A 14,247-nucleotide genomic window follows, 5' to 3' on the forward strand; every position below is an offset into this window, starting at 1 on the left:
TTCAACCAGCGGCCAAGGCCGGGCGCAGGCGACCTTGCTGCTGGCCCTGCTGCCCCTCCAATTGCATGCACCGCTCCAGGAACAGGTACATGCAGTCGTAGCTCTTGCAAATGGCCTTGCGCAGTTCGTTGCGCAGCCCCTGGGTCGGGTTCTCACCGGCCAGCGTGCAGATGATCTCCAGCGCCTCCCACGGATGCGCATCATCGTACTGGGCGTGCATCTTCAGCCATTTCATCGCGCGCTTGCGCTGGCCTTCCGGGAAACCCATGGCGTAGGTGTCGTCGGCGCAGACCACAGCCGACCATTCACCGGTCGCGCCTTCGATCGCATAGTTGGTCGCCGCCATGGCGATGGCCAGCGACTCGGTGGTGCACACGCGCCAGCACCAGTCATTGAGGCCATTGAGTTCCGGCGGCACATCCTGCGCCTGCAGGTCGTGCAGGTGCACGCCATGGGCATGGCACCAGTTCACCCAATAGTCGGCATGGTTGAGCTCGACCCGAATGTTGCGCATCAGCCAGCGCCGCGCCATGTCCTCGCCAGGGTGGCGGGCATAGCGGGTCTTGGTCAGGTTGTGGGCCATGTACAGGGAAAACTGCTCGACCACCGGCCAGCCACCGATCAGGTACTGGCGGATGGTCGACTGGCGCAGCTGGCCATCGCGCAGGCGCTGGTAGAACTCATGTTCGACCACTCGGCGCTTGCTCTCTCGGCAGTCCTCGATCAACTGCTGGGCCCACTGGGGATAGCTGGCCGGGTCCATCAAGGGCCCGATACGTACGAATGCATCAATCACTTTCAGCTCCTTGATCCTTGTGATTTAGCGGACGTGTTATCAGCGAAACGTACCAGGCGCCCGGTGCAACAAGGGCCGCGCGGCAATCCGTTGGCGCTGCAGACTGTCGCAGGTGAACACCTGCGGTCTTTCGATCAGATAGCCCTGGGCGTAGTCCACGCCGATCTCCTGCAAGGCCTGCTCGATCAACGGTGTTTCAACGAACTCGGCAATGGTCCGCTTACCCATGACGTGGCCGATGTGATTGATCACCTCGACCATGGCACGGTTGACCGGGTCGTCGAGCATATCTTTGACGAAACTTCCGTCGATCTTCAAGAAGTCGACAGGTAAATGTTTCAAATAGGCGAATGACGACATTCCGGCACAGAAGTCATCCAGCGAGAACTTGCAGCCTAGTCCCTTCAATTCATTGATGAAGCGAATCGCGCTGCCGAGGTTGGCGATGGCGCTGGTTTCGGTGATCTCGAAGCAGATCATGCGCGGCGGAATGTCGAACTCGACAAACAAGCGTTGCAGATAGTCGAGGAACTTGTCATCGCCGATGCTCGACCCGGACAAGTTGATGGCGCACATCGACAACGGCCCCTCGCGCTCCTGGTCCAGGCACTGGCGAATGACTTCGAACACGCTGCGCACCACCCAACGGTCCAGGGCGGTCATCAGCCCGTAACGCTCGGCGGCGGGAATGAAGCTGTCCGGCAGAATGGTCCGCCCGCTTTCGTCGTGCAGGCGCAGCAGGATCTCGATATGGCCAGCGCCGTCCATGGGCGTCAGCGCAGCGATTTCCTGGCAGTACAGACAGAAACGGTTTTCCTCGAGGGCGACGTGCAGGCGCTGGATCCAGGCCATTTCGCCAAAGCGCATGGACAATTCGCTGTCATCGGCGTGATAGACCTGCACGCGGTTGCGGCCCTTCTCCTTGGCCATGTAGCACGCCATGTCGGCAGCACGCAGCGACGCCTCGAGCGTGCCAGGGGCTTGCGGCATGTGCACCAGGCCGATACTGACGGTGGTCACGAACGGCCTGCCCTTCCACACGAAGTGCAGGCTCTGCACGGACTGGCGCAGGTTTTCGCCGATGCGTTCAGCCTGGTCGGGCGGGCAGTTCTCGAGCAATACGCCGAACTCGTCACCGCCCAGGCGGGCCAGGGTATCGCCTTCGCGCAGCGCCGATTGCAGCACCGCGCAAATGTGCCTGAGCAGCTCGTCACCGGCTGCATGGCCGCAGGTGTCATTGACCAACTTGAATTGATCGAGGTCGAGGAACATCAGGGTATGCCGCGCACTTTGCCGCGCCAGGCCGTTGAGCGCCTGCTCCAGGCGGTATTCGAACTCACGGCGGTTGGCCAGCCCGGTCAGGGCATCGTGGGTAGCCTGCCAGGACAGGTTGGCGATGTACTGGCGCTCCTGGGTCATGTCGTGCAGCACCAGCACGATACCGGCGACCTGGCCGTTGTTGATGATCGGCGAGCCGACCAGGTTGACCGACACCGTACTGCCGTCCAGGCGCTGGATCAGCCGTGCATGTTCGGCGCCGCCCATGAGGCTGCCGCTGAGCACCTGCTCCACCAAGGTGCAGCCAAGGCCCTGCTCCTGCTCGTCGAGCAGGTTGAACAAGGCCCCCAGCGGCAAACCGAGGGCTTGGCCGGACTGCCAGTGGGTCAATTGCTCGGCTGCAGGGTTCATGTAGACGATATTGCCGTCGACGTCGGCAGTGATGACGGCATCGCCAATCGATTCGAGGGTGATCTGCGCCCGTTCCTTCTCGGCCTGCAGGGCGCTGGCGAATGCCTGACGCTGGGCCAGCAGCTTGCTCGAGCGGCGCCAGGCGATGGCGATCAGGAACAGCGCGGTGAGCAGATTGGTGAACAGCAGTACGCGCAAAAGCATGCGCGAGCCCTCGCCAAGGGCGTCGCTGAAGGCTTTTGCAGCCGGGGTCACGCCTTCGTTGATGGCAACGATGCGGCCTTTCCATTCATCGAGCCGAGCGCTGCCGACCTGGCCGGCGGCAAAGCCTGCGTGCATCTCGCGGGCGAGCACATCGAGCTTGAGCAGAAATTCATCGCCAATGTTCCAGTAGTCGATGGCGGTCTGCATGTAGCTGATCTGGCGGAAGTTGCGGTAGAACCAGATGATGCGCTCGACGTCGTCAGGGTGGTTGCCCCCGCGCAGCACCGCCTGGCGAGCGCCTTCGATGTCGGGATCCGGTTGATCGAGCAACTGGCGCACTTCGTGATCGCCCTGGGGCACGCTCATGGCCTGGCGATAGCGCTGGTAGGTACGCTCGTCGCGGTCGTCGGCATACAGGTTGAGGTAGTAGATGGCATCTTTCTGCGCCTTGGACCAAAGGCTTTCGCCGGCCACGTAGGCACGAACCGCCGATAGCGCGTAGAGGCTGAGGCTACCTAGCAGCACCTGCAACACCACCACGGCGATGAAGGGCCAGATGATACCTATCAACCTTGGCGCTTCTTGAGTGCGATTTCCCTTCATTTAGTCCCTGTCGCAGAGCAGATAAGACCCAGAATCAACCCAGACAAGCACAGCGTAGCTCAGAACGGCAGCTGCACGCTGCACGCTGCAAGCTACAAGAAAAAGCCATCCAGCGCTCGTTGCTTCTGCTTTTGCTTTTACTTGCCGCTTGCCGCTTGCCGCTCAACTCTGCTGCAAGTGGCCGTAGAGTTTGGCATACAACCCACCTTCTGCGATCAACTGCTGGTGGTCGCCGTCTTCAGCGACGCGCCCGCCATCGAACACCAGCACACGGTCGGCCTGTTTCACGGCCGACAAGCGGTGGGCGATGATCAAGGTGGTGCGGCCACTGAGAAACTTCGCCAGCGCCAAATGCAGGTTGTATTCGGTAGCGGCGTCCAGCGCCGAGGTGGCCTCATCGAGGATCACCACCTTTGGCTCGGCCAAGACCATGCGCGCGATGGCCAGGCGCTGGCGCTGGCCGCCGGACAGGCGCACGCCTGAGCGCCCTACCACGCTGTCCAGACCCTGCGGCAACGCGGCGATGGTGGCGTCCAGCTGGGCAATGCGCAGGGCCTGCCAGCATGCCTCATCGCTGCAATCGCGGCCCATGGTCAGGTTGGCGCGCACGCTGTCGTTGAACAGCGACGGGTGCTGCAGCACCACTGCCACGTTTTCGCGCAGGGTTTCCAAGCCGATTTCCTGCAGGCTGGCACCGCCGAAGCGGATGGTGCCAGCCTGGGCGCTGTACAGGCCCAGCAACAACTGCACCAGGGTGCTCTTGCCACCGCCGCTGGCACCGACGATCGCGACCTTTTCACCCGCGGCAATGCTCAGGTTCAACTGATCCAGCACCGGTTCGTCGGCATAGGCAAAACTCACATCGCGCACGTCGATGCCCACCGTTTCACGACCGCCGAACGGGTCGCTGGCGGCCGCATACTGGGGCTCGTCGGCGCGTGCGAGCAATTCGTTGAGCCGGCTCAGGGCCCCGCCCGCAGCGTAGTAGGCGTATTGCAGATTGAGCAGCTGCTCGACTGGCCCGATCATGAACCACAGGTAGCTGAACACCGCCAGCATCTGGCCGATCGACAGGTCCGAGAACAGCACCGTGAGCATCGCCGCGGCGCGGAAGATATCGATACCGAACTGGAACAACAGCCCGCTGGCGCGTCCGCTGGCGTCGCTTTTCCATTGCGATTCCACGGCGTAGTCGCGCACTTCGCGGGCGCGCAGGCCCAACCGCCCAAGGAAGTAGCCCTGGCGGTTGCCGGCGCGGATTTCCTGAATGGCGTCGAGGGTTTCGGTCAAGGCCTGGGTGAAGCGCGAGGTGCTGTCGTTCTCGAGCTTCTTCAGGTGCTTGACGCGCTTGCCCAACTGCACGGTGAAGTAGATCACCAGCGGGTTGAACAGCAAGATCAGCAGCGCCAGTTTCCAGTGCATGAAGATCAGGATCGTGGCGGTACCGGTGAGCGTCAGCATGGCCACCAGGAACCGGCTGAGGGTTTCACCGACGAATTTGTCGAGGGTGTCCAGGTCGGTGACCAGGTGCGTGGTCACCGTGCCACTGCCCAGGCTTTCATACTCCTTGAGCGAGATGCGCTTGAGGCGCTCGATCAAGCGCACGCGCAGGCGGTAGACGATGTCTTTGGCAAGGCCGGCGAACAGCTTGGCCTGCACCACGTTGAAGGCCAGCGCCGCCACGCGCAGGCACAGGGTCAGCGCCAGCATCAGGCCAATGTAGCCGGCCGCGACCTGCCAAGCGCTGGGTAACACTTGGTTCATCCACTTCAACGCGCTATCGCCATGGCCGAGCAGCACTTCATCGACCAACAGTGGCAGCAGCAACGGGATCGGCACGCTGCAGCAGGCGGCCAGCACTGCAACCAGGTTGGCGGTCCAGAGGTGTTTCTTGTGGTGCAACGCCAGGCGGCGAATCTCCGCCCAGCTCAAGCGCTCGGCCACGCCCGCGGGTTTCCCTGGTACAGGGTCGGGCGACCCTGGCAGGTCAAGCACAGACGGCCTGCTGCAGCCAGCGGCCCAACAGGGGTTGCAGGTTGCCCAGTGGCTGGTAGCCATTGGTCAAGAGTGCCAGCTGGCCGTTACGCTCAGCCAGCAGGGTTGGAAAACCGGCAATGCCCAGGCCTTGCACCCAGGAAAAATCCGCCGCCGTCGCGGCGCGAGCATCATGGCTGGCAAATTGCTGGGCGAAACGCTCGCGCTCGTAGCCGGCCTGCTCGGCAAGCTCGACCAGTTGCGGCGCGCGGGTCACATCGACGCCCTGCTCATAGAAGGCGCGTTGAATCAGCTCGAGCAACGGCCAGACCCGTTCGGCGTCCAGCCCACGGGCGGCCACCAGCGCGCGACAGGCGGGTTCGGTGTCGTAGACGAAACCGTCGGGCATGGCGCCGTCGAACCGAAAAGACTGACCGCTGGCCTCTGCGACCGCCTGCCAATGCTCGAGGATGTACTTGCGGGTCGCAGCATCGAGCGCCGTGGCGCCGCTACGCAAGCCACCCGCTACCAGATGCGTGGCGATACCCGCCTGCGCGGCCTGCTCGATGAGTGCCGAGGCCACTGGAGCGAAACCCCAGCACCACGAGCACATCGGGTCCATTACATACAGCAGGCGGGCAGTCATCGGCTCAAGCCTCGGCTTTGTAGTTGTAACCGATCGGGTGTGGCAGGTTGCGGGCTTTGGCCAACTCGATCTGCTTCTGCCGGTCGATGGCGCTACGCCGGGTCTTTTCACTGAGGCTGTCCCAGCAATGTGGGCAGCTCACACCTGGCGAGTAGTGCTCGGACGCGCGGTCTTGCGCATCGACCGGATGACGGCAAGCATGGCACTGATCGTACTCGCCCTCGCTCAGGTCGTGGCGCACCGTGACGCGGTTGTCGAAGACGAAGCAGTCGCCATCCCACAGGCTTTGTTCCTGGGGCACTTCCTCGAAGTACTTGAGGATGCCGCCTTTAAGATGATAGACCGCCTCGAAGCCTTCACCGAGCATGTAGCTCGAAGCTTTTTCGCAGCGGATGCCGCCGGTGCAGAACATCGCCACTTTCTTGTGCTTGCTCGGGTCGAAGTTGGCCTTGATGTACTCGGGAAACTCGCGGAACGACTCGGTCTTGGGGTCGATGGCGCCCTTGAAGGTGCCGATGGCCACTTCGTAGTCGTTGCGGGTGTCGATCAGCAGCACCTCGGGGTCGCTGATCAGGGCGTTCCAGTCCTTGGGCTCGACATAGGTGCCGACCGCCTGGTTCGGGTCGACGCCTGGCACGCCCAGCGTGACGATCTCTTTCTTGAGCTTGACCTTGGTGCGGTAGAACGGCTGCTCGTCGCAGTAGGACTCCTTGTGGTCGATATCGACCAGGCGCGGGTCGTTACGCAGCCACGCGAGCAGGCCGTCGATGCCTTCGCGGCTGGCCGAGACGGTGCCATTGATGCCTTCGTTGGCCAGCAGCAAGGTGCCTTTGACGCCGTTGTCGAGCATGGCTTGGAGCAGCGGCTCGCGCAGCTCGACGTAGTCTTCGAGGGTGACGAACTTGTACAGCGCCGCCACGACGATAGCTTGGGACATTTGAATCGGTTCTCCAGGTGGTCACCCTCGTAAGGGGTGGACCGGGCATGACTTGATAAGCATGGAGGCGCACCGCGCCCCAATCGTGACCCAAGGCCGCTCCCACACAGAAAGCGCCGCGGTTACCGGCGGTGCCTAGTCTAAGTAAGAGCGGCCTTGGATCGCGAAAGGGCCGCAAAGCGGCCCCCGGATTTCGCAGGATTGTACCAGAACGACAGAGAGGATTCAGTGCCCGCCGCCAGCGCACACCGGCGATGCCGGCGCCACGCCGACCTTGGCCCACTCTTCGGCGGTGTAGGTATGAATGGCCAGGGCGTGGATCTCGCCCATCAGCTCAGCCATGGTGGCGTACACCTTCTGATGGCGCTTGACGCTGTTGAGCCCGGCGAACTGATCGCTGACGATCACCGCCTTGTAATGGGTTTCCTGGCCACGGCTGTGCATGTGGCTTTCGTTGAGCACTTCAAGGTGCTGCGGCGCCAATGCGCTCAGCTGCTGCTCGATGCGTTGCTGCATGCTCATTGGCTCAACTCACTTCTTGGCTGGGGCGGCGGCCTTGCCAGCGTTGGGGTCGAGCTCCTTGGTCATGTCTTCGAGCAGCTTGTTGACCGTTGGCACTGCTGGCTCCAGGCTGGTCTGGGTCAGCTGGGCGGACTGCTGGGTAACCTTGGGCATCTCACGCAGGACCTTCTTGCCCAGCGGCGACTCATAGAACTTGACCAGGTCCTTGAGCTCTTGCTCGGTGAAGGTCTGGGTGTAGAGGTCGACCATTTTCGGCTTGAGCTTGTTCCAGCCGATGGCGTTGTCCAGCGCAGCGTTGGCCTTGGCCTGGTAGCTCTCGAGCACCGGCTGCTTGGAGGCCGGAGCCTTGGTCTGGGCAAAGCGCTGGGCGAACATCTGCTGGACCTGCATGTACACCGGGGTACCCAACTTGTCAGCGTTGGCCAGGCTCAGGAATTTCTCGGCGGCAGCATTGTGGCTGGCGGTGGCAGCGAGTACCTGGCCACTGGCACAGGCCAGGGCGACGGCAGCACAGAGGACACGGAGACGGGTCATTGCATTTCCTTCAGGAGGGGGAGGCGGTACCTCAGAGATGAGCATTCTGCTCCCGCACGGGCGCAGCGCTCAAGTGGCACGTCGAGGGAATGAACCGCTCGCACGCATGAGGGCCTAAACTGCTGATTCTGACTGACAATGGAGTGAACGCAGCATGAGCCGTATCGAGACAGACAGCCTGGGGCCGGTCGAAGTTCCTGATGACGCCTACTGGGGCGCGCAGACCCAGCGCTCGCTGATCAACTTTGCCATCGGCCAGGAACGCATGCCGCTGGCGGTGCTGCACGCCCTGGCCTTGATCAAGAAAGCCGCAGCGCGGGTCAACGACCGCAACGGCGATCTGCCCGCCGACATCGCCCGCCTGATCGAACAGGCCGCCAATGAAGTGCTCGACGGCGAGCATGACGATCAGTTCCCGCTGGTGGTCTGGCAGACCGGCAGCGGCACGCAGAGCAACATGAACGTCAACGAAGTCATCGCCGGGCGCGCCAACGAGCTGGCCGGCAATGGCCGCGGCGGCAAGGCGCCGGTACACCCCAACGATCACGTCAACCGCTCGCAGAGCTCGAACGACTGCTTCCCCACTGCCATGCACATCGCCGCCGCGCAGGCTGTGCACGAGCAGTTGCTGCCGGCAGTCGCCGAGCTGTCCGCGGGCTTTGCAGAGTTGGCGGCGCGCCACCAGAAACTGGTCAAGACGGGCCGCACGCACATGATGGACGCCACGCCGATCACCTTCGGCCAGGAAGTCTCCGCCTATGTTGCCCAGCTCGACTATGCCGAGCGGGCCATCCGCGCCAGCCTGCCAGCGGTATACGAGCTGGCCCAGGGTGGCACGGCCGTGGGTACCGGGCTCAACGCCCCGCACGGCTTCGCCGAAGCGGTGGCGGCGGAACTGGCGGCGCTTTCCGGGCTGCCATTCGTCACGGCACCGAACAAGTTCGCCGCCCTGGCCGGCCACGAAGCGCTGACCAGCCTTGCCGGCGCGCTGAAAACCCTGGCCGTGGCGCTGATGAAGATCGCCAACGACCTGCGCCTGCTCGGTTCCGGTCCGCGCGCTGGGCTGGCTGAGGTGCGCCTGCCGGCCAACGAGCCGGGCAGCTCGATCATGCCCGGCAAGGTCAACCCGACCCAGTGCGAAGCGCTGTCGATGCTGGCCTGCCAGGTGCTGGGCAACGATGCAGCGATCGGCTTCGCCGCCAGCCAGGGGCATCTGCAGCTCAATGTGTTCAAGCCGGTGATCATTCATAACGTGTTGCAGTCCATCACCCTGCTCGCTGACGGTTGCCGCAATTTCCAGCAGCACTGCGTGGCCGGCATCGAGCCGGATGCCGAGCAGATGGCGGCGCATCTGGAACGCGGCCTGATGCTGGTAACCGCGCTGAACCCGCACATCGGCTACGACAAGGCGGCGGAGATTGCCAAAAAGGCCTACGCCGAAGGCAAGACCTTGCGCGAGGCCGCGCTGGAGTTGAAGTACCTGACCAACGAGCAGTTCGATGAATGGGTCAGGCCTGAAAACATGCTGGCACCCGGCGGCAAAGGCTGACCCTGCCCAAGCCCTGCGCAGTTGCTTCCACAAAGTTGGGATGTACCTCAAAGGGTCGCTGTAGATCTGACGATGAGCAGGGCTAGGCCAGGCGCGCTCGCCTGGCCCTCCACCCGGCCACCAAGGACGGCCCCAAGGCCACCAGGGTCGAACCCGCCACCACGGTCACTGCGCCGATGTAACCCAAGGCGTTGATGTCTTCGGCATGCACATACTCCGGCCACACCAGGGCCGCCAGCGCTACCGCCACGAAGGTCACCAACGGGGTCAAGGCCAAGGTGGCGCTCACCCGCGAGGCTTCCCAGTGCGCCAGCGCTTCGGCGAAGGCGCCGTAGGCAACCAAGGTGTTCAGGCAGCACGCCAGCAGCAACCAGCCCTGCACAGGGGTGAGCTGCACCGCCTCCAGGGGGTGTACCCATGGCGTCAGCAGCGCCGCGCAGCTGAGGTAGATCACCATCATCACCTGCTGCGAATTCCATACCGTCAGCAATTGCTTCTGGCTCAGGGCATAGAACACCCAGATGCTGGTGGCCAGCAAGATGGTCAACACGCCAGTGGTGTAGGTGCTCAGCGACGTCAGCAGCTCTTCGAGGCGCTGATTGAAGAACAGTGCGAATCCGCCAATCAATACCAGCAGCCCCAGCCCTTGCCCCAGGCTGAAGCGCTCCTTGAACACGAACACACTGGCCACCAGCAGCAATACCGGCCCTACCTGCACCACCAGCTGCGCGGTCCCCGGGCTGAGCAGGTTCAGACCGATCAGGTACAGCAGGTAGTTGCCCATCAGCCCGCACACAGCCACCAGCACCAGGCCCTTACCCTTGGCTGAAAGCCGGCGTGGCGACGGCAAGCGGCGCTGCGCCGCAAGCCAGGCGAACAAAAGCCCGCCCGACACCAGCAGGCGGTACCAGGTGACCGTCACCGGGTCGACCACTTGCAGCACCTGCTTGAGCTTGATCGGCAAGATGCCCCAGAGCAGCGCCGTCAGCAGCGCCAGAAACAGGCCGTAGACCCAGCGGCCAGATGTCGTATGCATACCGTTCCCGTTCGTTCCCAGGGTGGGGGTGCATGCAGTCTACGGGTTTGTCGGGCGCCGCGTGGCGAGAAAAGAATTCATCACCTCATTCGATTACGGCATGGCTGGGGCGCTCGGCGGTGCTGCCGGCTCCTGCGCCGCCGCGCTATTTCTTGTGCTTGGCGAACGCGGCTTCAAGCGCCTCGTTGAGGGTGCGCAGCACTTTCACCCGCGCCCAGCGCTTGTCGTTGGCCTCTACCAGCGTCCATGGGGCGATCTCGGTGCTGGTACGGTCGACCATGTCGCCCACCGCCTGCACGTAGTCATCCCACTTGTCACGGTTGCGCCAGTCATCTTCGGTGATCTTGTAGCGCTTGAACGGGGTCTGCTCGCGCTCCTCGAAGCGCTCCAGCTGGGTTTGCTGATCGATGGCCAGCCAGAATTTCACTACCACCACGCCGGCGTTGCTCAATTGCTCTTCGAAGTCATTGATTTCACCGTAGGCGCGCAACCAGTCGGCCGGGCTGCAGAAGCCTTCGACCCGCTCGACCAGCACCCGTCCGTACCATGAACGGTCGAAGATGGTGAACTTGCCGCGTGCCGGAATGTGCCGCCAGAACCGCCACAGGTAGGGCTGCGCGCGCTCCTCTTCGGTGGGCGCAGCAATCGGCACGATGCGGTACTGGCGCGGGTCCAGGGCTGCCGCCACGCGGCGGATTGCCCCGCCCTTGCCCGCCGCGTCGTTGCCTTCGAACACCGCCACCAGGGCGTGCCGACGCATGCGTTTGTCACGCAGCAGGCCGGCCAGGCGCGCCTGCTCGAGCACCAGCTGCTCCTGATAGTCGTGCTTGTCCAGGCGCACGCTCAGGTCCAGCGCGCCGAGCAGGCTGCGCTGGTCGATGGCCCGGCCCAGCGGCGCGACGTTGCCCTTGTGCTTGCCCTTGGGGTTGTTGGCCAGCGCCGCCTGCAAGCTTTCGAGCAGAATGCGCCCCACCGCCAGGCTGCGGTAATAGGGGTCGACCCCTTCAACGATATGCCACGGCGCATAATCGCGACTGGTGCGGCGCAACACCCGCTCGCCGAAGCGTACGAACCGGTCGTAGGTGTGCGACTGTTGCCAGTCCAGCGGGCTGATCTTCCAGCTGTGCAGCGGATCGTCCTTGAGCGACTTCAGGCGCGCTTTCATCTGCTTCTTGGACAGGTGGAACCAGAACTTGATGATCAGCGCGCCTTCGTCGCAGAGCATCTGTTCCAGGCGCTCGGCACCGTTGATGGCCTGGTCGAGCACAGCATCCTTGAACACCCCATGCACCCGCCCCTGCAACATCTGGCTGTACCAGTTGCCGAAAAACACGCCCATCCGCCCTTTTGGCGGCAGCGCCCGCCAGTAGCGCCAGGCCGGCGGCCGGGCCAGCTCCTCATCGGTCTGCTGGTCGAAGGTGAGCACGTCGATCATGCGCGGGTCCATCCACTCGTTGAGCAACTTGACCGTCTCGCCCTTGCCAGCGCCCTCGACGCCGTTGATCAGCACGATCACCGGGAAGCGCGCCTGCTGCTTGAGTTCGTACTGCGCCTCGAGCAACGCCTGGCGCAGCGCCGGCACCTCGGCGTCGTAAGTGTCCTTGTCGATGCTGTGACCGATTTGCGCGGATTCGAACATGCATGGGCTCCTGTGATGGATAAGCAAGACTAGCGGATTTGCGCTGTGCCGGTATTGACCGCAGCGCTGCCAGTTCGGCCTGCGCAAAACCTGCAGATGGCATAAAATCGGCCATCCGCTGCAACCGAGCCAATCATGTCCACCCTCCTCCAGCACGCCCAGATCGACTGGGACGACCAGGGCCGCCCGCACTCGCGCCAGTACGACGACGTCTATTTTTCGCGTGACGAAGGTACCGCGGAAACCCGCTATGTGTTCCTCGAGCAGACCCGCCTGCGCCAGCGTTTCACCGAACTGGCGCCGCACGCCTGCCTGGTGATCGGCGAAACCGGTTTCGGCACCGGCATGAACTTCTTCTGCGCCTGGCAGCTGTTCGCCGAACTGGCCGCGCCCCAGGCGCGCCTGCATTTCATCAGCGTCGAAAAGTACCCACTGAGCCGCGACGACATGGCCCGCGCGGTGCGTCTGTGGCCGGAGCTGGCAGCGTTCACCGAGCCGTTCCTGCGGCAGTACGTGGCGCTGCACCCAGGTTTTCAGCAATTCACCTTCGACAACGGTCGCGTGACCCTGACCCTGCTGGTTGGCGACGTCTTGCAACAGTTGCCGCAACTCGATGCTGCTGTCGACGTGTGGTTCCTGGATGGTTTCGCCCCGGCCAAGAACCCCGACATGTGGACCCCGGAGCTGTTCGCGCAACTGGCCCGGCTGGCCCACGACGGCACTACGCTGGGCACCTTCACCACCACCGGCTGGGTTCGCCGGGGCCTGATCGAGGCCGGTTTCCGGATGAAGAAGATCCCCGGCATCGGCAAGAAATGGGAGGTGATGAGCGGCGAATACACAGGTCCCCTGGCGCATGGCCAGGCGGCGCCGTGGTATGCCCGCCCGACGCCGCTCGCAGGCCCTCGTCAGGCCCTGGTGATCGGCGCCGGTCTGGCTGGCAGCGCCACGGCTGCCAGCCTGGCGGCACGCGGCTGGCAGGTCACGGTGCTGGAGCGCCATGCCCAGGCGGCGCAGGAAGCGTCAGGCAACCCCCAGGGCGTGCTGTACCTGAAGCTGTCCGCCCATGGCACGGCGCTGTCGCAGATGATCCTCTCCGGCTTCGGCTACACTCGCCGCCAGCTCGAACGCCTGCAGCGCGGCCGCGACTGGGAAGCGTGCGGCGTGTTGCAACTGACCTTCGATGACAAGGAGCGAGGGCGCCAGGGCAAGCTGGCAGCGGCCTTCGACGACAGCCTGCTGCGCGCCGTGTCTCAGCCTGAGGCCCAGGCGCTTGCCGGGGTAGCACTGGCGGCAGGCGGCCTGTTTTACCCTGAAGGCGGCTGGGTGCATCCGCCGGCGCTGTGCCGGGCGCAACTGGGGCAGCCGAACATCGACCTGCAACTGCACGTCGAGGCCATCGAACTGCGCAAGGCCGATGGATTATGGCAGGCCTGGGCAGGCACACGGTTGCTCGCCTGTGCGCCGCTGGTGGTGCTGGCCGGCGCTGCCGACGTGCGCCGCTTCGCGCCCTGTGCGCAGCTGCCGCTCAAACGCATTCGCGGGCAGATCACCCGCCTGCCGGCAACCGCAGCCAGCCGCGCGCTGCGCACGGTGGTATGCGCCGAGGGCTATGTCGCGCCGCCTCGCGACGATGAGCATACCTTGGGTGCCAGCTTCGACTTTCACAGCGACGACCTGACCCCAACAGTGGCCGAGCATCAGGGCAACCTGGCGCTGCTCGATGAAATCTCCGCCGACCTGGCAACTCGCCTGGCGGTCGAAGCACTGGACCCAGCGCAGTTGGACGGGCGCGCCGCGTTTCGCTGTACCAGCCCGGATTATCTGCCGATCGTCGGGCCGTTGGCCGACCCCGTCCGGTTCGCCGACGCGTATGCGCTGCTCGGCAAGGACGCACGGCAGGTACCGGACGTCGCCTGCCCATGGCTCGACGGCTTGTATGTGAACACCGGTCACGGCTCGCGCGGTTTGATCACCGCGCCCCTGAGCGGCGAATTGATCGCGGCGTGGGCCAGCGGCGAACCGTTACCGTTGCCGCGGGCAGTGGCCGAAGCCTGCCATCCGAACCGCTTCATGTTGCGCCAGTTGATCCGTGGCAAATCCTGAATGCATGCCCAT

Annotated in this window: 11 protein-coding genes; 2 read left to right on the plus strand and 9 right to left on the minus strand. The window is 63.9% G+C overall.

The genetic code is table 11. The annotated features are described in order from the left end of the window. Position 1: 1 nt before the first annotated feature. The 7 genes from FS665_RS19520 to FS665_RS19550 form a co-directional block, all read right to left on the minus strand. The gene (locus FS665_RS19520; RefSeq protein ID WP_145192201.1) at positions 2-796 is read right to left on the minus strand and encodes a TenA family transcriptional regulator; all 795 of its coding nucleotides are present in this window, start codon (positions 794-796) and stop codon (positions 2-4) included. 39 nt (positions 797-835) lie between these two features. Continuing rightward, positions 836-3,292 carry an EAL domain-containing protein gene (locus FS665_RS19525; RefSeq protein WP_145192204.1) on the minus strand — a complete coding sequence of 819 codons (2,457 nt, stop codon included), beginning with the start codon at positions 3,290-3,292 and terminating at the stop codon, positions 836-838. A gap of 162 nt (positions 3,293-3,454) precedes the next feature. After that, the gene (locus FS665_RS19530; protein ID WP_145192207.1) at positions 3,455-5,287 is read right to left on the minus strand and encodes an ABC transporter ATP-binding protein; all 1,833 of its coding nucleotides are present in this window, start codon (positions 5,285-5,287) and stop codon (positions 3,455-3,457) included. Then, on the minus strand, positions 5,280-5,912 hold the full coding sequence (locus tag FS665_RS19535; RefSeq protein WP_145192210.1) for a DsbA family protein: 633 nt from the start codon (positions 5,910-5,912) through the stop codon (positions 5,280-5,282). The genes FS665_RS19530 and FS665_RS19535 overlap by 8 nt, the downstream gene beginning before the upstream one ends. A gap of 4 nt (positions 5,913-5,916) precedes the next feature. Beyond that, complete coding sequence (locus FS665_RS19540) at positions 5,917-6,849, minus strand: rhodanese-related sulfurtransferase (RefSeq protein ID WP_145192213.1); 933 nt, start codon at positions 6,847-6,849, stop codon at positions 5,917-5,919. Between the two features lie 225 nt (positions 6,850-7,074). Next, entirely contained in the window at positions 7,075-7,371 is a 297-nt protein-coding gene (locus FS665_RS19545) for a BolA family transcriptional regulator (protein ID WP_145192216.1), read from the minus strand. A 9-nt stretch (positions 7,372-7,380) separates the two neighbouring features. Continuing rightward, the gene (locus FS665_RS19550; protein WP_145192219.1) at positions 7,381-7,905 is read right to left on the minus strand and encodes a DUF2059 domain-containing protein; all 525 of its coding nucleotides are present in this window, start codon (positions 7,903-7,905) and stop codon (positions 7,381-7,383) included. A 154-nt stretch (positions 7,906-8,059) separates the two neighbouring features. Between FS665_RS19550 and FS665_RS19555 the strand changes: the two genes are divergently transcribed. Then, on the plus strand, positions 8,060-9,454 hold the full coding sequence (locus FS665_RS19555) for a class II fumarate hydratase (protein ID WP_145192222.1): 1,395 nt from the start codon (positions 8,060-8,062) through the stop codon (positions 9,452-9,454). A gap of 82 nt (positions 9,455-9,536) precedes the next feature. Here FS665_RS19555 and FS665_RS19560 read toward each other — a convergent pair whose 3' ends face one another. Both FS665_RS19560 and pap read right to left on the minus strand, forming a co-directional pair. Beyond that, on the minus strand, positions 9,537-10,490 hold the full coding sequence (locus FS665_RS19560; RefSeq protein ID WP_145192225.1) for a DMT family transporter: 954 nt from the start codon (positions 10,488-10,490) through the stop codon (positions 9,537-9,539). Positions 10,491-10,635: 145 nt separating this feature from the next. Further along, a complete protein-coding gene (gene pap / locus FS665_RS19565; protein ID WP_145192228.1) occupies positions 10,636-12,129 on the minus strand; it encodes a polyphosphate:AMP phosphotransferase in 1,494 nt (497 codons plus the stop codon). A gap of 135 nt (positions 12,130-12,264) precedes the next feature. Here pap and mnmC point away from each other — a divergent pair, with 135 nt between their 5' ends. Further along, positions 12,265-14,235: a bifunctional tRNA (5-methylaminomethyl-2-thiouridine)(34)-methyltransferase MnmD/FAD-dependent 5-carboxymethylaminomethyl-2-thiouridine(34) oxidoreductase MnmC gene (mnmC, locus tag FS665_RS19570; protein ID WP_145192231.1), complete on the plus strand. Its 1,971-nt coding sequence runs from the start codon at positions 12,265-12,267 to the stop codon at positions 14,233-14,235. The last annotated feature ends 12 nt before the right edge of the window (positions 14,236-14,247 follow it).

The organism is Pseudomonas sp. URMO17WK12:I11 (assembly GCF_007677725.1).
Lineage (GTDB): Bacteria > Pseudomonadota > Gammaproteobacteria > Pseudomonadales > Pseudomonadaceae > Aquipseudomonas.